This window comes from Halomonas sp. SL1 (genome assembly GCF_003030865.2).
In the GTDB taxonomy this organism is placed as follows: domain Bacteria; phylum Pseudomonadota; class Gammaproteobacteria; order Pseudomonadales; family Halomonadaceae; genus Halomonas; species Halomonas halophila.
Window position 1 is genome coordinate 204121 of sequence record NZ_PYUQ02000012.1, and the last position, 23179, is coordinate 227299.

Here is a 23179-nt window from a genome sequence, read left to right on the forward strand (position 1 = left end):
CAATATGACTGACTCCCACCTGAATTCTTCGCAAGCCCGATCGTCTGCTTCCGGGGCCGACGACGAAATCGATCTGGGCCGGCTGTTCGGCCTGCTGCTCGACCACAAGTGGTGGATCATCGGTATCACCACCGCGTTCGCCATCATGGGCGTGGCCTATGCGCTGCTGGCGACGCCGGTGTATCGTGCCGATGCCCTGGTGCAGGTCGAGAAGAAGGCCGGCATGAGCAATCCCCTCGAAGACGTGAAGTCGATCCTCGGCGAGCAGCCGTCGTCGGACACCGAAGTGGGCATCCTGCGTTCGCGCATGGTGCTCGGGCGTGCCATCGACCAGCAGCAGCTCACCCTCCAGGTGACGCCGGAGCGGCTTCCCGTGGTGGGCGATTTCCTGGTGCGCCATGGCGTCGAGCGCCCCGGTTTCGCCGAGGCCAGCGTGTGGGCGAATGAGCAGATCAATGTCAGTCACTTCCAGGTGGCGTCGGACTTCATCGGCGAGCCGTTCGAGCTGACCGTGCTCGGCGATGAGCGCTATCGGCTGAGCCTGGAGGGTCGCTCGCTGGGTGAGGGGCGGACCGGCGTCGACGAGGCCTTCCTCGACGGGGTGGTCAACCTGCGTATCGCCGAGCTGCAGGCCGGGGAGGGCGCCACCTTCACCCTGCAGAAGTCTTCACGGCTGGCGGTGATCAACGATCTGCGCGCTCGCTTCAGCGTCAGTCAGCAAGGCCAGGACAGCGGCCTGCTGAACCTGTCGCTGAGCGATACCGATCCCCAGCGTGCCACGCGCGTACTGGACGCCATCGGCGAGGTCTATCTGACCCAGAACATTCAGCGCCAGGCGGCCGAGGCCGAGAAGAGCCTCGCGTTCCTGGAGCAGCAGGCACCGCAGGTGCGCGAGCAGCTCCGCGAGGCGGAAGATCACCTCAACCAGTACCGCACCGAACGCGACAGCGTCGACCTGTCGCTCGAGACCCAGTCGATCCTCGAGCGCATCGTGGACCTCGAGAAGCAGCTGAACGAGCTTTCGTTCACCGAGGCGGAAATCTCGCGGCGTTTCACCACCAGCCACCCGACCTACCAGGCCCTGCTCGAGAAGAAGCGGCAGCTGCAGAACGAGCGTGACCAGCTCGAGGAGCGGGTGAAAACGCTGCCCGAGACCCAGCAGCAGGTGCTGCGGATGAGTCGCGACGTGCAGGTCAACCAGGAGGTGTATGTCCAGCTGCTCAACAAGATCCAGGAGATGAAGATCGCCCGGGCCAGCACCGTCGGCAACGTGCGCATCCTGGACGACGCGGCGGTACAGCCGGCGCCGGTCGAGCCCAAGAAGCCGCTGATCGTGGTGCTGGCCACGCTGCTGGGCGGCATGCTCGCGGTGGGGCTGGTGCTGGTGCGCGGGCTGCTGCGGCGGGGCGTGGAATCGCCCGAGCAGATCGAGGACGCCGGCCTTCCCGTCTACGCCACGGTGCCGCTCTCCGACGAGCAGAGCAAGCTGGTCAAGCGCGTCAAGCGTCGCAACGACAAGCAAGGCCAGAACATCAGTACCGGCATTCTGGCCGAACGGGCACCGGCGGACACCGCCATCGAGGCGATACGCGGCCTGCGTACCAGCCTGCACTTCGCGATGCTGGAGGCCGGCAACAACCTGCTGGCCATCACCGGCCCGAGCCCGGGCATCGGCAAGAGCTTCGTTTCCATCAACCTGGCGGCGGTGTGCGCCCAGGCCGGGCAGAAGGTGCTGGTGGTCGACGCCGACATGCGCAAGGGGCACGTGCACCACGCCTTCGGCGGCCGCAGCGAAGGCGGCCTGTCCGAACTGCTCTCCGGCAAGGCCGTGCTGGCCGACGTGACCCGCAGCGGCCACATCGACGGGCTGGACTACATCTCCCGCGGCAGCGCTCCGCCCAACCCCTCCGAGCTGCTGATGCAGGAACGCTTCAGCCAGTTCCTGGCCGATATCCGAGAGCGCTACGACCTGATCGTCATCGACACGCCGCCGATCCTCGCCGTGACCGACGCCGCGGTGATCGGCAAGCAGTGCGGCACCACTCTGATGGTCACGCGCTTTCAGATGAACCCGATGAAGGAGCTGGAGATCGCCCGGCGGCGCCTGGAAACCACCGGCGTGCCGGTCAAGGGCGCCATCCTCAACGCGATGGAACGCAAGGCCGCCACCAGCTATGGCTACGGCTACTACAACTACAGCTACCGTTGAGGGGTGTGGCCGGGAAGTGCACGCTGTGGCTTTTGATGTATAATTCGGCGTTTCAATAACTTACTAAACATAACTAGGGCATGGGGACGCGTCCGACCGGAACCCCGGGGCGGTAGCGTGCCCGCGAGATGCCCAGCGACCGATGACGCCGAGACGAAATGACGCCAATGCCTGCCTCCCAAGACCCTCAGTCCCCACCGCCTCACGCCGACGACGAAATCTCCCTGATCGACCTCGCCAAGCTGCTGGTGCGCTGCTGGAAGGCCATGGCCGGCATCTTCAGCGTGGTGGTGCTGATGGCCCTGGCCTACGCCCTGATGCAGCCTTCCAGCTATACCTACACCTCCATCTATCAGGTGGCGGAGAGTGGCACGGGCGAGCCGCTGGAAACGCCGGCGGCCCTGGTGGCGCGCACCCAGAACCTCTACCTCGGCCCGGCAACGCGTGAGCTGATGGCGGCCGAAGGCGTGGAATCCCTGGGCTTCGACACGCGTGTCTCCAATCCCGACGATACCGAGATCGTCAAGCTTTCCAGCACCGCGCCGGAGGTCCTGGCCGAGCGCGTCGAGGCGCATCACCGGCTGCTGCTCGACAGGCTGGAAGAAGGGCAGCAGGCGCGAGTGGAGCGCCATCGTCAGGCGTTGGAACGCCAGCTCGCCGGCGTCGAGAACACGCTCGAGCACAGCGGCGAAGGCGCCTCGGAGCGTATCGCCAGCACCCTGTCGCGCAAGTTCGAACTCCAGGCCGAACTGGAAGGGCTGATGGCCGGTGAAACCGCCCAGGCGGCCGTGCAGAGCCTCGAGCAACAAGGCACCAGCCGCGCCCTGATCCTCGCCCTCGGCGTGGTACTCGGCGGCATGCTCGCGGTGATGGGCGTCTTCCTGCTGCACTTCGTCAGCCTGGTACGCCAAAGCCTCCACGAAGACGGCTAACTTCCAGGCCAGCCCAAAGGCAAAGGCCAGCCCAAAGGCAAAGGCCAGCCAAAAGCCACAGGGTCAGACCCCGGTTGCCCCCGGTGACACGCGAAGGCCCGGTCACCCTCGGCGCCACCGCACCCGGGGTCTGACCCATCCCGATGCCGGCACCCAGGCCAGCCAAAGGCAAAGCTAGCAACAAAGCCACAGGGTCAGACCCCGGCCGCCCCCGACGATACGCGACTGCCCGATCATTCTCGGCGCCACCGCACCCGGGGTCTGACCCATCCCGATGCCGGCACCCAGGCCAGCCAAAGGCAAAGGCCAGCCAAAAGCCACAGGGTCAGACCCCGGTTGCCCCCGGTGACACGCGAAGGCCCGGTCACCCTCGGCGCCACCGCACCCGGGGTCTGACCCGTCCCGAAGCCGGCACCCAGGCCAGCCAAAGGCAAAGGCCAGCCAAAAGCCACAGGGTCAGACCCCGGTTGCCCCCGGCGACATGCGAAGGCCCGATCACCCTCGGCGCCACCGCACCCGGGGTCTGACCCTTCAAGACGCGCCATCGGAGCAAGATCAAGGCAAGGCCAGCAACAAAGCCACAGGGTCAGACCCCGGTTGCCCCCGGCGACACGCGAAGGCCCGATCATTTTCGGCGCCACTGCACCCGGGGTCTGACCCGTCACGAAGCCGGCACCCAAGCAGCCCAAAGGCAAGGGCACCCAGACAACCCAAGAGGCCCAGTCATGGACGACTACCCTCGACTCCACCACCACGGCGCCGCCTCGGGCGTTACCGGCAGCTGCCACCGTTTGCAGATCGCCCCGGACCGCGCCCTGCTGGTCGACTGCGGCCTCTTCCAAGGCCAGGATGCCGAGCACCGCGACAGCCTGGAACAGCACCGGGTGCGCTTCCCGGTCGATGACGTGCTGGCGCTGGTGGCCACCCATGTGCACATCGACCACATCGGCCGGCTGCCCTACCTGCTGGCGGCGGGCTACCAGGGGCCCATCCTCTGCTCGGTGCCCTCGGCCAGACTGCTGCCGCTGGTGATCGAGGATGCCCTCAAGATCGGCTTCACCCGCGATCGCGCCCTGATCGAGCGTTTCCTCGAGGAAGTGACGCAACGCCTGGTGCCCCTCGACTACCAGGCCTGGCATACCGTCCTCGATGACGAGCGCCACCGCCTTCGGGTCAAGCTGCAGCGGGCCGGGCATATCCTCGGCTCCGCCTATGTGGAGGTGGAAAGCCTCGACAAGGCCCATGGCCAGCCGCATCGCACCGTCTTCTCCGGCGACCTCGGCGCACCCCATGCGCCGCTGCTGCCGGCGCCGCGCTCGCCCTATCGTGCCGATACTCTGGTACTGGAGAGCACCTACGGTGATCGCCGCCACGAGGATCGCCGGCATCGCCAGGCCCGGCTGAAGGCGGCCATCGACCGCGCCCTGGAGAACGGCGGCACGGTGATCGTGCCGGCCTTCAGCATCGGCCGAACGCAGGAGCTGCTCTACGAGCTGGAAGGGCTGATCCATCGCGGCGCCGCCGGCCCCTGGGAGGACCTGGAGATCATCGTCGATTCGCCCCTGGCGGCGCGCTTCACCGAGGTCTACCGCGAACTCAAACCCTGGTGGGATGCCGAGGCCCATCGCCGGCTGCGCGGCGGCCGCCACCCGCTCAGCTTCGAGAACCTCTACACCGTGGCCAGCCACGAAGAGCACGAGCGCACCGTCGACTACCTGGCCACCAGCCACCGCCCTGCGGTGGTGATCGCCGCCAGCGGCATGGCCACCGGCGGCCGGGTGGTCAACTACCTCACGCGCATGCTGCCCGACGAGCGCCACGCCGTGGTGTTCATCGGCTACCAGGGCGCCGGCACGCCGGGTCGCGACATCCAGCACTACGGCCCCCGCGGCGGCTGGGTGGAACTCGGCGGCCAGCGGGTCGACATTCGCGCCCGCATCGAGATCGTCAGCGGCTACTCCGCCCACGCGGACCAGCACGACCTGCTCAACTTCGTCAAGCGCATGCGCCACCCGCCGCGTCACTTGCGCCTGGTTCATGGCGAACCCCTCGCTCAGCAGGCCCTCAAGGCTGAGATCGAACGCTGGGCCGAGCAGGCCGGTCATGAGATAGAGGTGACGCTGGCCGCCACGGGGTCAGACCCTTAAACAAAATCAAGGGGCTGACCCCGCTGCAAGATTCCCCGAGACTCAGCGCTTCAATTCTGGAAACTTCATGTCTGACACTCAAATTCGCCTCATCAACAAGTTGCATGACAAGGAAGCCGTCATCGGCATCGTCGGCCTGGGCTATGTCGGCCTGCCCTTGATGCTGCGTTACAACGATATCGGCTTTCGCGTGCTGGGCATCGATATCGACCAGCAGAAGGTCGACCAGCTCAATGCCGGCCAGAGCTATATCGAGCATATTTCCTCCGAGAAGGTGGCCAGGGCGACGCAGTCCGGCTTCGAGGCCACCACCGACTTCAGCCGCGTCGCTGAAGCCGATGCGGTGGTCCTGTGCGTGCCGACGCCGCTGAACAAGTATCGCGAGCCGGACATGAGCTTCGTGATCGACACCATCGATGCCCTGAAGCCGCACATGCGGGCGGGGCAGGTACTGTCGCTGGAGAGCACCACCTACCCGGGCACCACCGAGGAAGAGTTGCTGCCCCGGGTGCAGGAGAACGGCCTGGTGGTGGGGCAGGATGTGTTCCTGGTCTACTCGCCGGAGCGCGAGGATCCGGGCAACCCGGATTTCGAGACCCGCACCATTCCCAAGGTGGTGGGAGGCCATACGCCCGCCTGCCGTGACGTGGGCGTCGCCCTCTACCGGCATGCCATCGACCGTGTAGTGCCGGTCAGCTCCACCAAGGCGGCGGAGATGACCAAGCTGCTGGAGAACATCCATCGCGCGGTGAACATCGGCCTGGTCAACGAGATGAAGGTCGTCGCCGACCGCATGGGCATCGACATCTTCGAGGTGGTGGATGCCGCGGCCACCAAGCCGTTCGGTTTCACCCCCTATTATCCCGGGCCCGGCCTGGGGGGGCACTGCATCCCCATCGATCCCTTCTACCTGACCTGGAAGGCCCGGGAATACGGCCTGCATACCCGCTTCATCGAGCTCTCCGGCGAGGTCAACCGCGCCATGCCGGAGTACGTGGTCGGCAAGCTGATGGATGGCCTGAACGACCATGGCAAGGCATTGAAGGGCAGTCGCGTGCTGGTGCTGGGCATCGCCTACAAGAAGAACGTGGACGACATGCGCGAATCGCCGTCGGTGGAGATCATGGAGCTGATCGAGGCCAAGGGCGCTGAGGTGAGCTACAGCGATCCGCACGTGCCGGTCTTCCCCAGGATGCGCGAGCACCATTTCGAGCTGGCAAGCGTCGAGCCGTCGGCGGAGAACCTGGCCGCTTTCGATGCCGTGGTGCTGGCCACCGACCATGACGGCTTCGATTTCGAGCTCATCAAGCGCCACGCCAAGCTGATCGTCGACAGCCGCGGCACCTACCGCGACGCCGCCGCCCACATCATCAAGGCCTGAGGACATCCCGGAATGAAACATTTCGCCCTGATCGGCGCCGCCGGTTACATCGCCCCCCGCCACATGAAGGCGATCAAGGAAACCGGCCACCACCTGGCCATCGGCTACGACACCAACGACTCGGTCGGCATCATCGATTCCATCTCGCCCCAGAGCGAGTTCTTCACCGAGTTCGAGCGCTTCCAGGAACATGCCTGGCAACTCAAGCGCGACCCCGAGACGGCGCTGGACTACGTGGCGGTCTGCTCGCCCAATCACCTGCACCATGCGCACATCGCCGCCGGGCTGCGCCTGGGCTGCGACGTGATCTGCGAGAAGCCGCTGGTGCCGAGCCCGGCGCTGCTCGACGAGCTGGCGCTGGTCGAGCGGGAAACCGGCCAGCGGGTCTACAACATCCTGCAGCTTCGCCATCACCAGGCGATCCTGGACCTCAAGCGCAAGGTGGAGCAGGAGCAGCGCGGCGACAAGCACGAGGTGGAACTGACCTACATCACCTCCCGGGGCAAGTGGTACACGGAGAGCTGGAAGGGCGACCCGCGCAAGTCCTTCGGCGTGGCCACCAACATCGGCGTGCACTTCTTCGATATGCTGCACTTCATCTTCGGCGACCTGCAGAAGAACGTGTTGCACTACGCCTCCGACACCAAGGCCGCCGGCTACCTGGAGTACGAGAAGGCGCGAGTGCCGTGGTTCCTCTCCATCGATGCCGGCGACCTGCCGGAAAGCGTGAAGGGCAAGCAGCCGACGTACCGCTCCATCAGCGTGGATGGCGACGAGATCGAATTCTCCGGCGGCTTCACCGACCTGCACACGATCAGCTACCAGGAGATCCTGGCCGGGCGGGGCTACGGCATCGAGGATGCCCGTCACTGCATCGAGACCGTCGACACCATTCGTTCGGCTCGCCCGCAAACGCCTGAGGAGGGCGAGGCCCACCCCTTTCTCAACCGGGTGATCTGAGATGAGCGTGAAGATTCATGAATCCGCGATCGTCGACGACGGCGCCCAGATCGGCGAAGGCTCGCGGGTCTGGCATTTCGTGCACGTGTGCGGTGGGGCGCGCATCGGCAAGAACGTCTCCATGGGCCAGGGCGTGTTCGTGGGCAACAGGGTCACCATCGGCGATAACAGCAAGATCCAGAACAACGTCTCCGTCTACGACAACGTGCACCTGGAAGAGGGCGTGTTCTGCGGCCCTAGCATGGTGTTCACCAACGTCTACAACCCCCGTTCGCTGATCGAGCGCAAGAGCGAGTACCGCGACACCCTGGTCAAAAGGGGTGCCAGCCTGGGCGCCAACTGCACCATCGTGTGCGGGGTGACCATCGGTGCATACGCCTTCATCGGCGCCGGGGCGGTGATCAACAAGGACGTGCCGGCCTATGCGTTGATGGTGGGCGTACCGGCCCGGCAGATCGGCTGGATGAGCGAGCACGGCGAACAGCTCGACCTGCCGCTGCAAGGGCAGGGCGACACCGTCTGCCCGCACACCGGCGATCGTTATGTTCTCGATGACAATCAGCTGACCAAGGTAAGCGCATGATCCCCTTCATCGACCTGGCCGCCCAGCAGGCGCGGATCAAGGATGAGATCGACGCCGGCATCCAGCGCGTGCTGGCCCACGGCAAGTACATCCTGGGCCCGGAGGTCACCGAGCTCGAGGAAAGGCTGGCCGACTACACCGGCGCCAAGTATTGCATCAGCTGCGCCAATGGCACCGACGCCTTGCAGATCGCCCAGATGGCCCTGGGCATCGGCCCCGGGGATGAGGTGATCACCCCGGGATTCACCTATATCGCCACGGCGGAGACGGTGGCCGTGCTGGGCGCCAGGCCGGTGTACGTGGATATCGACCCACACACCTACAACCTGGACCCCGCCAAGCTGGAAGCGGCGATCACCCCGCGCACCAAGGCCATCATTCCGGTGTCGCTCTATGGCCAGTGCGCGGACATGGACGCCATCAACGCCATCGCTGAAAAGTACGGCATTCCAGTGATCGAGGATGCCGCTCAGAGCTTCGGCGCCACCTACAAGGGGCGTAAGTCCTGCAATCTCAGCACCATCGCTACCACCAGCTTCTTCCCCAGCAAGCCGCTGGGCTGCTACGGCGATGGCGGTGCCATCTTCACCAGCGATAACGAGCTGGCAACGGTCATCCGCCAGGTCGCCCGTCATGGCCAGGACCGGCGCTATCATCATCTTCGCGTGGGCGTGAACAGCCGGCTGGATACCCTGCAGGCCGCCATCCTTTTGCCCAAGCTGGATATCTTCGACGACGAGCTGATGAAGCGACAGCAGGTGGCGGAGCGCTATACGCAAGGTCTCCACGAAGCCGGCATCACGACGACACCCTATGTCGAGCCGCACAGCACCAGTGCCTGGGCGCAGTACACCATTCGGGTGGAGAATCGTGAGCACGTGCAAACGGTGCTCAAGGAAGCGGGCATTCCTACTGCTGTGCACTATCCGATACCACTGAATCAGCAGCCGGCCGTAGCCGATACCGCAGCCCCACTACCCGAGGGTGACCAGGCAGCAAGGCAGGTCATCTCATTGCCGATGCATCCCTACCTTGAAAACGACGATCAGCGTGACATCGTAACCGCGCTGTGCGGCGCGGCGGAATAACAAACCAATGCACTTTATCATCGTACATTCGGGAAACCTGCCGTCATGAATCTGGCGACGCTCAAGGCGCGGGCCGCACGGATACTGCCCAATAACGCCTTTGCCCGCAGCGTCAGCGTTCTCGTTGGCGGCACCGCCGGTGCCCAGCTATTGATGGTGCTGGCATCACCGCTATTGACGCGCCTATACACGCCTGACGACTTCGGGCTGCTGGCCGTTTATGCCGGCTTGCTGGGTGTCCTCGCAGTCATTGCCAGCCTGCGCTATGAATTGGCCATTCCGCTGCCGGAAAGCGATCAGGACGCCGCCAGCATCGTCGTGCTTTCGCTGTTGGCGGTTCTAGGCGTTACGCTGACTACCGCAATACTCGTGCTGATGGGAGGAGATTCCATAGCGTCTGTACTCGGTGTGCCGAAGCTGGCAGGTTTGCTTTGGCTGCTACCGCTCGGGGTATTGCTACAGGGTTGCTATAAAGTCTTCAATTACTGGGCGATACGCACCAAACAGTTTCCGCTTATCGCCAAGACACGCTTACGTCAGGCGCTGGCAACTCTTGCAATCCAGCTAGTAGGCGCTAAAGCCGGCAGCGTGTCGCTGCTTGGTGGTCAAGCAACGGGCCAAGGTGTAGGCAGCATCACCTTGGCACGCAGCGCATTGAAGCGCCCCGAGCTGCGCCATTGGCGCTGTCGCGACGTGTGGCATTCAGCGAAACGCTACCGGGATTTCCCGCTTTTCTCGACCTGGGGTGGTTTTTTCAATAGTGTCGGCCAACAGCTGCCGCCGCTACTTTTCGCCTCATTGTTCGGTGCCGGTGCGGCCGGCCTTTATGCGCTAGCTCACCGCGTACTGACCATGCCGATGTCGATTGTGGGGCAGGCCGTGGGTAACGTGTTTTTTTCCAGTGCCGCTGAGGCCTATCGCGAAGGACGACTAGGGCCGCTCGTCAGCAGCGTACACGAGAAACTGGCACAGATAGCCATGCCCCCGGCACTAGTGCTGATCGTGATAGGCCCCGATCTTTTTACCTTGGTCTTCGGTGAGCAATGGCGTAGTGCAGGCGACTTTGCTCGTTGGATGGCACCTTGGCTTTATATGGTTTTTATTACCTCGCCATTAAGCACCCTGTTTTCAGTGATGGAAAAACAGACTCAGGGGTTGTTGTTTCAGGTCATTTTATTACTGGCGCGGGTTGTTGCTATCACGTTGGGTGCCTGGCAGGGAAACCTGATAGTCGCAGTAATGCTGTTCTCCGGCGCCAGTGCCCTATGCTGGGTGGGCTTTCTAGCCTGGATCACCCGGGTCACGGGTAATACACAAGGCATGATGCTACGCCCTGCTGCCAGCACCTTCGTAGTCTCTCTGGCTTCAGTGGCACCTTTATGGCTAGGCACTCATTGGCCGACATTCAGCTTTATATGGTGGTTGCTAGCGATGGCGACAGCCGGCTTGATGGCTATTCATTATTGGCGTCTATTTCGTAAGGCATTTTGATGGCACAGATAAAGACACACTTTGGTTCTCCACGCTGGCAGTATGAGGGTACCTCACCGGAGCAATATTACGCTCAATACGGTCGCATTTGGCAGGATGTTGGGACTCTCCAAAAAGCGTCGTCGCTGAATGAATTTGGCCAGGCCCTGACGAAACTCAATGGTTTTTACGCCGTTGTGCAGCATCAGCCCGGTCAGCTGTTCGCTGCAGTAGATCATATTCGTTCGATACCTCTATTTTATGGGCAGCGCAAGGATATGGTTTTCCTCTCCGACGAGGCGGAGTGGGTTCGCCAGCAAGTCGGCGATGAAACCATGGATAGCCTGGCGCGCGAAGAATTCCAGCTAACAGGCTATGTCACGGGCCAAGACACGCTCTTCCCCAACGTCAAACAGCTCCAGGCCGGCGAATGCGTGATGATCACGGAACATTCAGATACGCCTACCGTCGAGACACAACGCTACTATCGTTTCTTGCACACTGAGCCGCAGGACTATGACAAAGCCTTGCTCGAAGAAAAACTGGATCGTATCTCGGTAGCCAGCATCCAACGCTTGATTGACTATGCCGGCGGTCGTCAAATTGTCGTACCGCTCAGCGGCGGGTACGATTCACGCCTTATCGTCGCGCTGCTCAAGCGTCTGGGCTATGAGAATACTCTTACTTTCACTTACGGCGTAGCCGGCAACAAGGAATCCCAATACAGCAAGCGGGTAGCGGACGCTCTGGGTTTACGCTGGCATTTTGTAGAGTACAGCAACCAACTGTGGCGCGAAGCCTGGGAAAGCGAAGAGCGCTGGAAGTACCAAAAATGGGGGTCGGGCTGGAGCAGTGTGGCTCATGTTCAGGACTGGCTGGCGGTTAAAATCATGAAAGAAAACCGGGTTATTGATAGCGACGCCGTTTTCGTGCCCGGTCATAGCGGTGACTTTGTGGCGGGAAGCCACATTCCCGATGCAGCCTTTACCGGCGAGGTACTGGACCTTGAAGATGTCTCGCACGCCTTGTTTCAAAGGCATTACAACTTAGCGCCTGCAGACTTCTTAACGACCCAAGAGTTCACCTGGAAAACAAGAATAAAGAAAAAAACCGAAGCAAAAGGAATAAAAGCGCCATGGCAATACGCAGATGCCTATGAAAAGTGGGATTGGCAGGAGCGCCAGGCAAAGTTTATTTGTAACTCGGTAAGAGTTTATGAGTTTTTTGGCTACGACTGGTGGATGCCACTCTGGGACAAGGAGTTCGTGGAGTTTTGGCAGAATGTGCCCTTGGCGTTAAGAAAAAATAGGACATGGTGCATAGGGTATATAAAAAAATCTTACAATGAGCAAATGTCAGATAAAACTGAAGGCTTGGGTAACGCATCCGAAAGTCCTGTTTCTCATATTAAAAAGAAAGCATCCAAGATACCGTTCGCCAGAAAAGTTTACTCTTACATAAAACCGAAAAAACAAAATCAGCATCCGCTAGCCTTGTATGGCCGTTACGGGAGAAAAGAGCATAAAAATCTAATGGGGAAAGGCTTTTCTATTGTGGGCCTAAATGCTCACGACTTTTTGCGCCAAGCCAATAAGATGATAAAATAACAATGAGCTTTCTATCAAAAATGCGGAAAAAATTATTATCTCTTATTTTAAGGTTTTTTTCTCCCGTTATCAGATTTTGGGAAAATCATTTTTTTGGTTCCGGTAAAAAAACAAAGCATCAGCCCGTTTTTATCATCGGTGCCCCGCGAACCGGATCTACCATACTTTGCCAGGCACTCACTAACGCCTATCAGTTTGCATACATAGACAATACCGCCTGCACTTGGCATCGCAATCTCCGATTTGGCCTATGGTTAAGCCACAAGAAGTACGGTGACAATCCTCACAACAACTTCAAGGCAGAATACGGGAATACACGAAAATTTGGTGGCCATGCGCCTAGTGAATGCGGTGGTTTTTGGTACCGCTGGCTTCCCAAGGATCGGCATTTTATCGATCATGATGAAGTCACGTCGGAAATGGTAAATGAAATACGAGAAGAAGTTTTGGGAGCTTCGACATACCTACGGCGTCCAATATTGTTCAAGAACCTGAATGCTGGTCAGCGGCTGAGGCTGATCCATCGGGCCTTTCCAAATGCTAGAATTGTTTTCGTCCGACGTGACCCAAGGTTTGTTATCCACTCGATACTGAAGGCACGGAAAAAAGTTGGCGTCGAGGAAGGTCTGTGGTGGAGCATCATGCCTCCGAACGTAGAGGAGCTGAGGCAGCTGCCCGAGGATGAAATGTGTGCAGCACAGGTCTATTACATAGAAAAGCAAATTGAAGAAGACCTGGGGCTATTTCCAAAGAAGAATGTTAAGGAAGTGCATTACCAGAATTTTGATCAGGCATTGATACATCGTCTGGGTGAGTGGTGTGGTGTTTCGGCTCGCGAAGGAGGGAAAATGCCGGGGTTTCATCGTGACGACCCAGATCGATTACAGCTGGAAGAACAAGAAGAATTAGCGAGACTAGTAGAGAAATACCCCTTCAAAAAGGAATTGTTCGTTTGAAAGCCGTATACCGAGAACTCTGTGAAGCTGAGCCCACTATCCCATTATTTTCCCAAGCTTGGTGGCTGGATGCTGTCGCAGGAGATGATTGGGATGTAGTGCTGGCAACCAAAGGCCAGCAGGTGATCGGCGCACTTCCCTTTACGATCCGAAAAAAGTGGGGCTTCCGGTTGCTCACTCAACCCAAGCTCACTCAAACGCTTGGCCCTTGGGTCCGCCCAACGCAGAAGTCTTACCCCAAGCAGCTCGCTTATGAAAAAGATGTTCTGGGGGCATTAGCGGACCAGCTGCCCACCTACGACCATTACACCCAGCACTGGCACTGTGACCGGCTGAACTGGTTGCCGTTTTATTGGCGCGGTTTTGAACAAACCACCCGTTATACCTATCGACTTGCTATGCTAGCTGATAAGGAGAAGCTATGGAAAGGTTTGCAGCAAAATATCCGAAATGATATCCGAAAAGCGAAAGAGCGCGCTGGTGTGGAGGTGCGTGAAGGCACACTCGATGAGTTTTTGGATCTTAACCGAATGGTATTTGAGCGCCAGAATCGCGCGGTTCCTTACACCCGTGAATTTGTAGTGGGTCTTGATGCCGCCGCATCTGCGCATAATGTCCGCGACTGTTTGGTGGCCGTGGACCCGGAAGGCCGCTTGCATGCCGGAGCCTACATCGTTCGCAGTGGTAATACTGCCTATTACCTTATGGGGGGGAGCGACCCAGAGTTGCGCAACAGTGGCGCAACTAGTTTGGTGTTGTGGGAAGCAATCTGCCGCCAGCCTGCATCAGTGGAAGTGTTCGACTTCGAAGGTTCGATGATTGAGCCAATTGAGCGCTTTTTTCGAGCGTTTGGGGCGGTGCAGACACCGTATTTCACCGTTAGCAAAACTAATTCTAATCTATTGAAGGTGTATCGGTTGATGCAAGCCCTCAAGAGATAAAATAATGCGTCGAGTCAACGCATGAGCAACATTCTACACAGTCAAAAACCGATAGATGCAGACCAACTGCTGGACGTTGAATCGCAGCAACGTTTTTATGACGAGCTTGTCAGTTTCTTGTGCGTCGAAGTGGCCCACCAATGTCCTGGCGTTGAGCGTCATCAGGTGACGGCCTTCATAACAGGAAAGCTGTCCAGTGCCGATGCTTACTATGAGGGCACCTATGAGGGCGGCCATGAACTCGAGACAGCGTCCGATTTGGACCCTTCTCCTCCCGACATCTACGACCTGGATATCAGTCTAGCCCGCGGTGAAAAGCCCCTTATCCTGCGAGATATACATTTCCCTGCAGCAGATGAACGGCTGGGCTTTGACTACACCAAGCTCCTGAAGCTGTTTCCTTCGCTGCACTTCTTTAACTGCCACTTCTATTGTCACTCTTTTCCATTAGGCTATACATCAACGAAGGTGCGCTTTGAGTCGTGTACCTTCCCCCTTGCCTGGCAGGTCGAGGAGGGCAGCGGGCCGGGAAAAGGCCAGGTGCTGTTCACCGAGTGTTGTTTTCTGAAGGGTGTCACGATTGAAGGCAATGAGCTCGAACAGTCACCGGTGGATGAAGCGGCTGCGTTCTTCAAGGACTGTACGATCCACGAGGCAGTGACTCTCAGGAAGATGGCAACGGATATTCCTGTCTTCGCCAACTCACTGGATCACAAGCCGGAGATCGACAAGATCCTTGTCGAGTACTGCGAGTTTGAGTCCCGCTTCACGTTGGCCAATGCGGAAGGCATCCGTGAAGTCACCCTGACCAGTACGGTGTTCAAGAACAAGTTTGCCTTCATTCACTGCCCGATCGGCAAGCTGTCGATCAAGAATGTCAACTTTGAAGGGCTCGCCGACTTCTACGAATCGAGCTTCGAAAGCTTCCTGATACGCAAGTCCATCTTCCGTGACTTCGCCGGCTTTGAAGACTGTCGCTTCGGGGCGGTCGCTGAAAATAAGGGACGTATCCAACTGCGCTATGTCACTTTCTACAGCTTCATCAACTTCCGTAGCGCTCATTTCTTGCTGCCGGTTGACCTGCGCAATACCAATCGTAGCGAGTCGCCCAACTTCCTTGACTGCACCTTCAGCGCTGATGCCCGAAAGGGCACCGATCGGGAGAGCTTTCGTATCATCAAGCACTCCTTCGAAGCGGTGGGCAATCGGATCGAAGCCAATCACTTCTATGCCCTGGAGATGGAAGCCTACCGTCGTGAACTTCGAGCGGGTGCCAACCAGTATGGTCGGCATTGGCGGCTCTGGGAGCGCCTGCTGGTCTCGCTCAATTTCACGCTTTCGCGCCATGGGCAGAGCTACTGGCAGCCGCTGCTCGGCGTACTCGCCTGTGCCGCATTCATTGCCGTGCAGCAGGCCAACTGGCTTGCAGGCTGGGTGGCATGGCCCGATAGCACCCTGTGGCTGATTGAGCCACTGGCAACAGCCCTCAACGGCTGGGCCAGCGGCGTGATCATATTCCGCCCCCTCTATGCCGCTTTTCCCGGGCAGGAAGCCTTCATCCTACTCATGGCGGTGCTGCTCTCGACGTGCACCTGGCATTTTCTGGTGGCTGCGCGCCGCCACCAGCGGCGTTAGCGTCTCAAGGCCCGCTGTACCCGCCAAGACGCATACACTCCATTACCTACCGGACCGATCATGACCTTCACCCCTGCAAGCCTGCGTTGGCTGGAAACCATCCTGGAAGAGCGCTACGGCCTGAGGCTCACACTCCGTGAAGAAGGGCAGGAGCTGACCCTGGCGCTGCCTGGTGCGGAAGGCCGTATTCGCTTTGACACTCTGAAGCCGGAATTCCACCAATCCCGGTCCGACTTTCCCTGTGGTAGATGGGATGCCGCTGGTGAAGGCTTTACACCCGCCTTGGGTGAGCCGCTCCCGACACCGGCCATGGCCGAACTACCTGCCCGGATGGTTGAGCAGGCAGGGCAGGGCGATGTAGTTATTCACTATGACATTCTCGGCCTTACTTACTGGATGCTCACCCGACTGGAAGAAGTCGGCCGCACGGACCTCGATGACCACGGTCGTTTCCCCGCTACTTCATCACACGCTTATGAACATGAATACTTGGAACGACCCATCGTTGACGAGTGGCTCAACCTGCTCGCCCAAGTGATTAAGATACAGTGGCCTGGGGTGGAACTGAAGAAACACCAGTTCAGTATAAAGGTGTCTCATGATGTAGACTGGCCCAGTCGATACGGTTTCAAGACATGGACTTCTTTGCTGAAGACCATGGGGGGGGATCTGCTTAAACGCCGACAGCTTCAAGGGTTATGGGTTGGCCCAAGAGTAAAGCTCAATAGCGGGGAAAAATTGCACCCACTGGATCCAGCAAACACCTTCGAATGGATCATGGATGAGTCAGAAAAATCTGGCTTGACTAGTGCTTTCTACTTTATTTCTGGTCGTACCGACCCTGGTAAAGATAGTGATTACGAACTAGAGCACCCGGCGATACGATCTCTGCTTCACAGAATTAACGAGCGCGGTCATGAAATAGGTCTCCATCCTAGCTATGGTACTTATCAAGCCCCGCAGTTAATTGGCCAGGAGTTTTCACGGCTGAAAAGTGTCTGCGAAAAAGAAGGGATCTCCCAATCGGAGTGGGGAGGCCGTATGCATTTTCTCCGCTGGGAACAGCCAACAACTTTGCAAGCTTGGAATGATGCCGGCCTAAATTATGACTCTACACTCAGTTATGCAGATCGACCGGGCTTCCGCTGTGGGACCTGCTTCGAATATTTTGCATTCAATCCTCTTTGTCAAAGCGCTCTAAATGTGCGTGTCAGGCCTTTAGTTGCTATGGAGTGTACGGTTATAGCCAGAAGGTATTTAGGGTTAGGTGCTTCGGAAGAAGCGTTGAATAAGTTTATGGAGCTAAAAGAAGGTTGCCGAAAGGTAGGCGGATGCTTTTCTTTACTCTGGCATAATACTGAATTTGAAACTCAATGGAAGATGGACATTTATAAGCGCCTGATTCATCTATAAGCAGCACGTATGGTTTTAACGCCGCTATTTATTGAATGAGTGAAATTATAAAAATCTACGTATTGCTCATAGAGAATGTGACCCCATAGAAGTTTGCTCATTGTGGAAATTTTTTGTGATGGATAATAAGGCAGGCATGTCTAGCGCTTATGTTACTATATCGGCGCTTTTTCTATTTTTTTACCTCGTTGCTGCTCCTGTTTTTAAGTATGGCGAGTACGTTTTTGCACTTCCAAGGGTTAATGTTACTGTTGTTTCGTTGTTGTTTTTGATCTTGCTGGCCGTGTTTGGGGCTTTGGTCATATCGAAAAAATGTTTTAGAACAAGCGCGCCCATTACGGTGCTGTTTTCTAGCTGTCTCGTGATTTGGGTCGTGCTGGCTCAAATAGTGCAAATTCCAATGCTGTCTGGTCAAGTTGGAACTCATGAGCTTTTGACATACCCAGCAAGAACATTAATTGCCACTATGGCAATGTTCTTGTCAGCTATATCCTTGCCAGGAATCATGAAGAGATTTGGAGCATGGTTTCTTTTTGGCTGGATAGTCAGTGTGGTGCTTTATTTTTATGGGGCTTCCATGTCAAAGGGATACTTTGTGTACCTTGATGGTGAGAAAATATATTTAATGCTGTCCGATGCATTTGCTGCTCTCTCTATTATAGTCCTCGCAGTCTTGAAGAGAGATTTATTAAAGGTGGGTGTTTTTTTAATTAGTTCATTGGTCCTGTTTTTCCTTGTCTCACGCTCTGCACTTTTATTGTTTGTTGTTTCTTGCATGGTTTATGTGCTATGGATAAGACCAGCTGTCGGCATTGCAATACTGGGTTTTTTAGGTATGGTTTTTGGGGTTTTATGGGATAGTATTGTGGCCTTGCTTGGCGAGTCCCATAGGATGATCAGGTTTTTTACCACCGGGGAGGACTCTTCATTTTCTACGCGTGCTGAGCTCTTTGAAATTGGGTTTCAGCATTTGAAGGATAACTGGTTGTTAGGTCAATATATGTATGATGTTGTTAGCTTTGATACTTCCGGGAAGTATGCTCATAACTTCATGTCGTTTTGGACGGCTTATGGGGTAGGGCCATTTATATTGTTTTGTTTGGTGGTGTTTGGCTTTTGTATGCAGATTGCGCTGAACAGGAAGCATGCTCGTCACATTGAGTGTTTTACCATCCTCGTGATTTTTAATGTCGCAGCGGTGATTGTGTCGAAGAGTTACCTGTACGTATATATTTGGCTGGCGATTGGTGCTGGAGTTGGGTATTTATGTTCTCGACCTATGCTTGGTAAGGTTGAGAGAAAAACAGGTGCCCTCTCTTGAGGGGCATAGTCTTTAAAAGGATTTAAGAATGAAAGTCTCTATTTTGATGCCTGTTTATAATGAAGAAAAATATATCAGAGAGGCTGTAGGTAGTGTCGCTTGCCAGCACCAGCCAGGGGAGCTTGAAGTTGAGCTTATCGTGGTAGATGATCACTCTACGGATGAGACATTCTCGACTCTAAGAGCTCTTAAGGATCAGTACCCTTTCATGAAGGTGTTTAAGAATAATGAGAAAGGAAAAAATAATGCGTTCAATCTGGCATTCGAGAATTCCTCGGGTGACTTAATAGCCTTGTTTGCTGGTGATGATATTCTTCCTGACGGAGCTCTGAAGTCGAGAAGCGGGCCTCTCATTGATAGAATCAATGAGCAAGCTGTATCAGTCTGCAAGTTAAAAACCTTCTCAGATGACAAAAAATTTGATGGTGTGGTGACTCCTCGTCATCCCGAGAAAGGTTCAATGATCGGAGGCGCGATGCTGATGACACGCTCCTTCTCGGAATGTTGTTTTCCCCTCCCAAAGGTTCTGGGCAATGAAGACAAGTGGATAGTATGCCATGCTGAGCATTTGGAAGGTGTTATTGTGGAACATGTGCCAGAGATTGGGATTCATTACCGAATTCATAGTAATAATTCATCTTCACGTACGGATCCGTTCAAGAAGAAAACAGTGGGGATGCATAGACGCTTCATCGTATATTCGGTTTTTTTAGAGAGATATCGCAAGATTTTGAGTCGATCATCCATAAACACACTGTCAGCAAAGGCAGCGGCTGAAACTCATCGCTTTAATGGTGATATTATTCCGTTACTTTTCATGAGTGGGTTGGGAGTATCTGATCGTGCCAGATTTGTGATGCATGCGAACTCATTCTTGTATTGGATGAGAATTAAGCTGTTTTCTCTTCTTAGTGGCCGATGATTTAATCACTTCCTTTGGTTGTTTTTATGAATAATTTTGGTGTTGTTCCGAAGTTGATCGCACGGGCTTTGTCAAGATTTCCGCGGGTGAAAGCATTAGGTAAAGCTTTGTATCAGCGCTGGGTTTATATATTTAACAAACCGACGACGAACGAGGATTCGTTGTATCCTGTAAAGAAAGTGGGGGTGGCTGGTTGCGAGACTTTCTTTGGTTACTACGACAAGACTCCAATTTCGCAAAGTGGCTATGTACTTGCGCATCTTTCAGAGAGATCAACGCAGCTCCCCCCTTCAGCAGAACAGGGAATTTACGTTGGTGTCTTTGAGGCTGGTAAGAATATTGAGCCTATCATGATGGTAGAGACTCATGCCTACAATTGGCAGCAAGGTGCGAGGGCTCAGTGGCTCACAAATGATCATTTCATTGTGAACGATTATAGTGAAGAAGCTAATGCATATATTTCTAAAAGGTATTCAGTTGAAGGTAACGAACTGATAAAGACATATGAATTTCCTGTCCAAGATGCGTTCTGCGATAGCTATTTTTTGTCCGTTAATTACCGAAGATTGATGGCATTGCGGCCAGACTATGGTTATCGGAATCTTCCTGCTCTCTCTGAAAGTGAGCTAAAAGATCTTTGGTCTGATGGGATTTGGTACGTAGAAATGGAGAGTGGTGATTCAAAGCTTCTGCTGAGCTTGGAAGCCATTGTCAATCATGAATTTGAGAATAAGTTCAGCGCTGCACTTCATAAAGTTAATCATGTCATGATATCGCCTTGTGGTGAAAAGTTTCTCTTTCTTCACCGTTACTACATGGATGATAAGCGAAGTGATAGGTTGTTGGTTTCTGATCTTTCGGGCAATATAACGACCTTGTCGAGCAAGGGCATGGTAAGTCATTGTTGCTGGAAAGGTGAAGATGAAATTATTGGTTATTTGCGTGGTGATAATGAAAAAGATGCCTACTGGTGTCTTAATGTAAAAACTGCCGAAATGACTAAGCAGGATGTAGGTGTGGTCGATCAGTATGGCGATGGACACCCTCATTCAACAGGAAGTTTTTTTGTTACGGATACCTATCCTGATAAGGCTCGAATGCAGCACCTTTTTAAGGTGGGTGTTTCCAATGGGGAAGTCGAGGAGTTGGGGAGCTTTTTTCATGGGTTTGCGTTCAAAGGGGAAACTCGCTGTGACTTGCACCCCCGTTTGTCTCCGGATGGCACGTTTGTCTTTTTCGATAGTGTAAGCTCTGGGCGTAGGCAGCTTTGCTATATGGAGATTGAGTGAGTGAGTTTTTGTGTTCTCCTTTCAGTCTATAAAAATGAAAATCCAATTTTTTTCTCTCAAGCGTTGGCCAGCATATGGGATGAGCAATACTTGAAGCCCTCTCAGATCGTATTGGTTAAAGATGGCCCTCTCACAGACGACCTTGAGAAAGTGATTGATGTCTGGGATGGTAAGATTGGCAATAGACTAACAGTTTTATCACTGCAAGATAATGTAGGGCTTGGGGAAGCTCTTAACGCAGGCTTGTCAGTCTGTCGCTATGAGCTGGTTGCCAGAATGGATACTGATGACATTGCATTACCACATCGCTTTTCATCGCAGGTTTCCTTTATGGAGAAGTATCCGGAAATTTCTGCTTCTAGCTCTGCTATTGAGGAGTGGGATGAGAACATGGAAAGACTCCTTGATACTCGTTCGCTTCCTATAGGAGGGAAAAGCTTGAGGAGCTTCTCCAAGCTGCGATCACCACTGAATCACCCTGCAACTATTTTTCGAAAGTCTGATGTCTTAGCAGTTGGTGGTTACCCTAGCCTCAGAAAGGCTCAGGATTATGCATTATGGTCCTTGATGATTAAGAAAAACTATACATTGGCCAATCTTCCAGATGTTTTACTTAAAATGCGGGCTGGGTATGGTCTTCTTTCACGGCGAGGCTGGGGTTATTTTCAGCACGAGCTGACTCTTCTTAGGTATCAAAGAGATATTGGTTTTATAAATTATTGTCAATATGTGCGCGGGCTTTTTATAAGAGGTGGGGGGAGGCTCTCACCTTCCTTTGTTAAAGAGATTGCATATAAGTATTTTCGGTGAAATTTTTGTTTGGGTGTTTGAATGAAGGTTTTGGTGACTGGCGCATCGGGTTTCATTGGTAAGCATTTATTAGAGCGATTGCGTTCCGAGGAGGAGGTGGAGGTTTATGGGGCGTCGAGAAAGCCAGGTCGTAATGATATGAACCTAGTTTCTCCGGAGCTGTCAGGAAATGCTGATTGGTCTGGCTTGTTGTATGGCATTGATGTGGTTGTTCATACGGCTGCCAGGTCCCATGTATTGAATGAATTATCAAGAAATCCATTAGACTCTTTTCGAAAAGTCAATGTTGAAGGTACTCTTTCTTTGGCTCGTCAGGCGGCTAGGTCTGGAGTTGCTCGTTTTCTATACATTAGCTCTATCGGTGTTAATGGGGCTAACAGTCGATCGGCATTTTCTGAAAAAGATACTCCTGAGCCTTGGGGAGACTATGCCCAGTCGAAGCTTGAGGCTGAGGTAGGGTTGCTGGAGCTGGCCAAGGAGCTTGAGCTGGAGGTTGTTATTATCCGTCCCCCTTTGGTCTATGGTCCTAATGCCCCAGGGAATTTTGGTCTTTTGACTAAAGTGGTTGCCAAGGGGATGCCGCTGCCTTTGGCAAAAATCAGTAACCGACGCTCGTTCATCTCTGTCTGGAACCTGGTTGACCTAATAGCTGTTTGTTTGGATCACCCTAAGGCTACTGGTGAGGTCTTTGTAGTATGCGACGGCAATGATGTCTCTACTAGTGAACTATTACAAAAGATTGGTACGGCTTCAGGTCATTCCGTCAGGCTATTTTGGGTGCCGAGTGCTCTGTTGAAGGCTGGCGTGATGTTGCTGCGGAAGCGAGAGATACATGATAGACTCTTCGGTTCTCTTCAGGTAGATGATAGTCATGTTCGTAAGACCTTGGGATGGAAGCCGCCCTTGAGTCTTGAAGAGGGATTGAGACGCTGTTTTATTAACTAAGAGTTATATCCGATGATTCGTTTTTTAGACTGTTTGCTCTCCGTGATTGGTCTGCTTTTCGGACTACCAATACTATTGGTCCTCATCTTGATAGGTTACTTTGATACCGGTTCGCCTCTATTTCGCCAGATCCGTGTAGGGCGTCAGCGTAAATTATTTACTTTGGTAAAATTTCGTACCATGAAGCCCGATACGGCTTCCGTCGCCTCCCACCTTGCCGAGGCCTCGGCCATCACTCCTTTTGGTCATTTTCTTCGCCGTACCAAGCTGGATGAGCTGCCGCAGCTATGGAATGTGTTGAAAGGAGAGATGAGTCTGGTAGGCCCGCGGCCTTGTCTCTTTAATCAGGAAGAATTGATCGCTGAGCGTGATATGCGTGGAGTTTTCAAGGCGCGCCCTGGCATTACCGGTCTGGCTCAGATTAACGAGATCGATATGTCTACACCTAAACTGCTGGCTGAGACTGATCATAAAATGCTGGAGAGCCTGACTGTCAAGGATTACTTCCGGTATATCATTCAGACCGTACTGGGCAAGGGCAAGGGCGACCGTGTTCGTCAGTCCCATTGA

19 protein-coding genes are annotated in these 23179 nt (G+C 55.3%); all 19 read left to right on the plus strand.

Annotated elements, in window-relative coordinates; translation table 11 throughout:
• Positions 1–4 precede the first annotated feature (4 nt).
• Entirely contained in the window at positions 5–2209 is a 2205-nt protein-coding gene (locus tag C9J49_RS07250; RefSeq protein WP_107181810.1) for a polysaccharide biosynthesis tyrosine autokinase, read from the plus strand.
• A 167-nt stretch (positions 2210–2376) separates the two neighbouring features.
• Positions 2377–3141, plus strand: coding sequence for a Wzz/FepE/Etk N-terminal domain-containing protein (locus C9J49_RS07255; RefSeq protein ID WP_107181811.1), 765 nt, complete (start codon positions 2377–2379; stop codon positions 3139–3141).
• A 725-nt stretch (positions 3142–3866) separates the two neighbouring features.
• The gene (locus tag C9J49_RS07260; protein ID WP_107181812.1) at positions 3867–5288 is read left to right on the plus strand and encodes an MBL fold metallo-hydrolase RNA specificity domain-containing protein; all 1422 of its coding nucleotides are present in this window, start codon (positions 3867–3869) and stop codon (positions 5286–5288) included.
• A gap of 67 nt (positions 5289–5355) precedes the next feature.
• Positions 5356–6669: a UDP-N-acetyl-D-glucosamine 6-dehydrogenase gene (wbpA, locus tag C9J49_RS07265; protein WP_107181813.1), complete on the plus strand. Its 1314-nt coding sequence runs from the start codon at positions 5356–5358 to the stop codon at positions 6667–6669.
• Between the two features lie 12 nt (positions 6670–6681).
• Positions 6682–7629, plus strand: a complete 948-nt coding sequence (locus C9J49_RS07270; RefSeq protein ID WP_107181814.1) for a Gfo/Idh/MocA family protein — start codon at positions 6682–6684, stop codon at positions 7627–7629.
• 1 nt (position 7630) lies between these two features.
• On the plus strand, positions 7631–8212 hold the full coding sequence (locus tag C9J49_RS07275) for an acyltransferase (protein WP_107181815.1): 582 nt from the start codon (positions 7631–7633) through the stop codon (positions 8210–8212).
• A complete protein-coding gene (locus tag C9J49_RS07280; RefSeq protein WP_181454266.1) occupies positions 8212–9300 on the plus strand; it encodes a DegT/DnrJ/EryC1/StrS aminotransferase family protein in 1089 nt (362 codons plus the stop codon). The genes C9J49_RS07275 and C9J49_RS07280 overlap by 1 nt, the downstream gene beginning before the upstream one ends.
• A 45-nt stretch (positions 9301–9345) precedes the next feature.
• Entirely contained in the window at positions 9346–10791 is a 1446-nt protein-coding gene (locus tag C9J49_RS07285; RefSeq protein ID WP_107181817.1) for a lipopolysaccharide biosynthesis protein, read from the plus strand.
• Complete coding sequence (locus C9J49_RS07290) at positions 10791–12377, plus strand: asparagine synthetase B family protein (protein ID WP_107181818.1); 1587 nt, start codon at positions 10791–10793, stop codon at positions 12375–12377. Before C9J49_RS07285 ends, C9J49_RS07290 begins: the two co-directional genes overlap by 1 nt.
• Positions 12378–12379: 2 nt before the next feature.
• Positions 12380–13333 (plus strand): sulfotransferase, encoded by a 954-nt coding sequence (locus tag C9J49_RS07295; protein WP_107181819.1) that lies wholly within the window; start codon positions 12380–12382, stop codon positions 13331–13333.
• Entirely contained in the window at positions 13330–14274 is a 945-nt protein-coding gene (locus C9J49_RS07300; protein ID WP_220084852.1) for a GNAT family N-acetyltransferase, read from the plus strand. Before C9J49_RS07295 ends, C9J49_RS07300 begins: the two co-directional genes overlap by 4 nt.
• A 21-nt stretch (positions 14275–14295) precedes the next feature.
• Complete coding sequence (locus C9J49_RS16915) at positions 14296–15909, plus strand: hypothetical protein (protein ID WP_146612969.1); 1614 nt, start codon at positions 14296–14298, stop codon at positions 15907–15909.
• 60 nt (positions 15910–15969) lie between these two features.
• Positions 15970–17322: a polysaccharide deacetylase family protein gene (locus C9J49_RS07315; protein ID WP_107181823.1), complete on the plus strand. Its 1353-nt coding sequence runs from the start codon at positions 15970–15972 to the stop codon at positions 17320–17322.
• A 118-nt stretch (positions 17323–17440) separates the two neighbouring features.
• Positions 17441–18643 (plus strand): O-antigen ligase family protein, encoded by a 1203-nt coding sequence (locus C9J49_RS16920; protein ID WP_146612970.1) that lies wholly within the window; start codon positions 17441–17443, stop codon positions 18641–18643.
• A gap of 28 nt (positions 18644–18671) precedes the next feature.
• Entirely contained in the window at positions 18672–19565 is an 894-nt protein-coding gene (locus C9J49_RS07320) for a glycosyltransferase (RefSeq protein ID WP_107181824.1), read from the plus strand.
• A gap of 26 nt (positions 19566–19591) precedes the next feature.
• On the plus strand, positions 19592–20854 hold the full coding sequence (locus tag C9J49_RS16925) for a glycosyl transferase (RefSeq protein WP_146612971.1): 1263 nt from the start codon (positions 19592–19594) through the stop codon (positions 20852–20854).
• Positions 20855–21664, plus strand: a complete 810-nt coding sequence (locus tag C9J49_RS07330) for a glycosyltransferase (RefSeq protein WP_107181826.1) — start codon at positions 20855–20857, stop codon at positions 21662–21664.
• Between the two features lie 21 nt (positions 21665–21685).
• On the plus strand, positions 21686–22609 hold the full coding sequence (locus tag C9J49_RS07335) for an NAD-dependent epimerase/dehydratase family protein (protein ID WP_107181827.1): 924 nt from the start codon (positions 21686–21688) through the stop codon (positions 22607–22609).
• Positions 22610–22621: 12 nt separating this feature from the next.
• Complete coding sequence (locus C9J49_RS07340; protein ID WP_107181828.1) at positions 22622–23179, plus strand: sugar transferase; 558 nt, start codon at positions 22622–22624, stop codon at positions 23177–23179.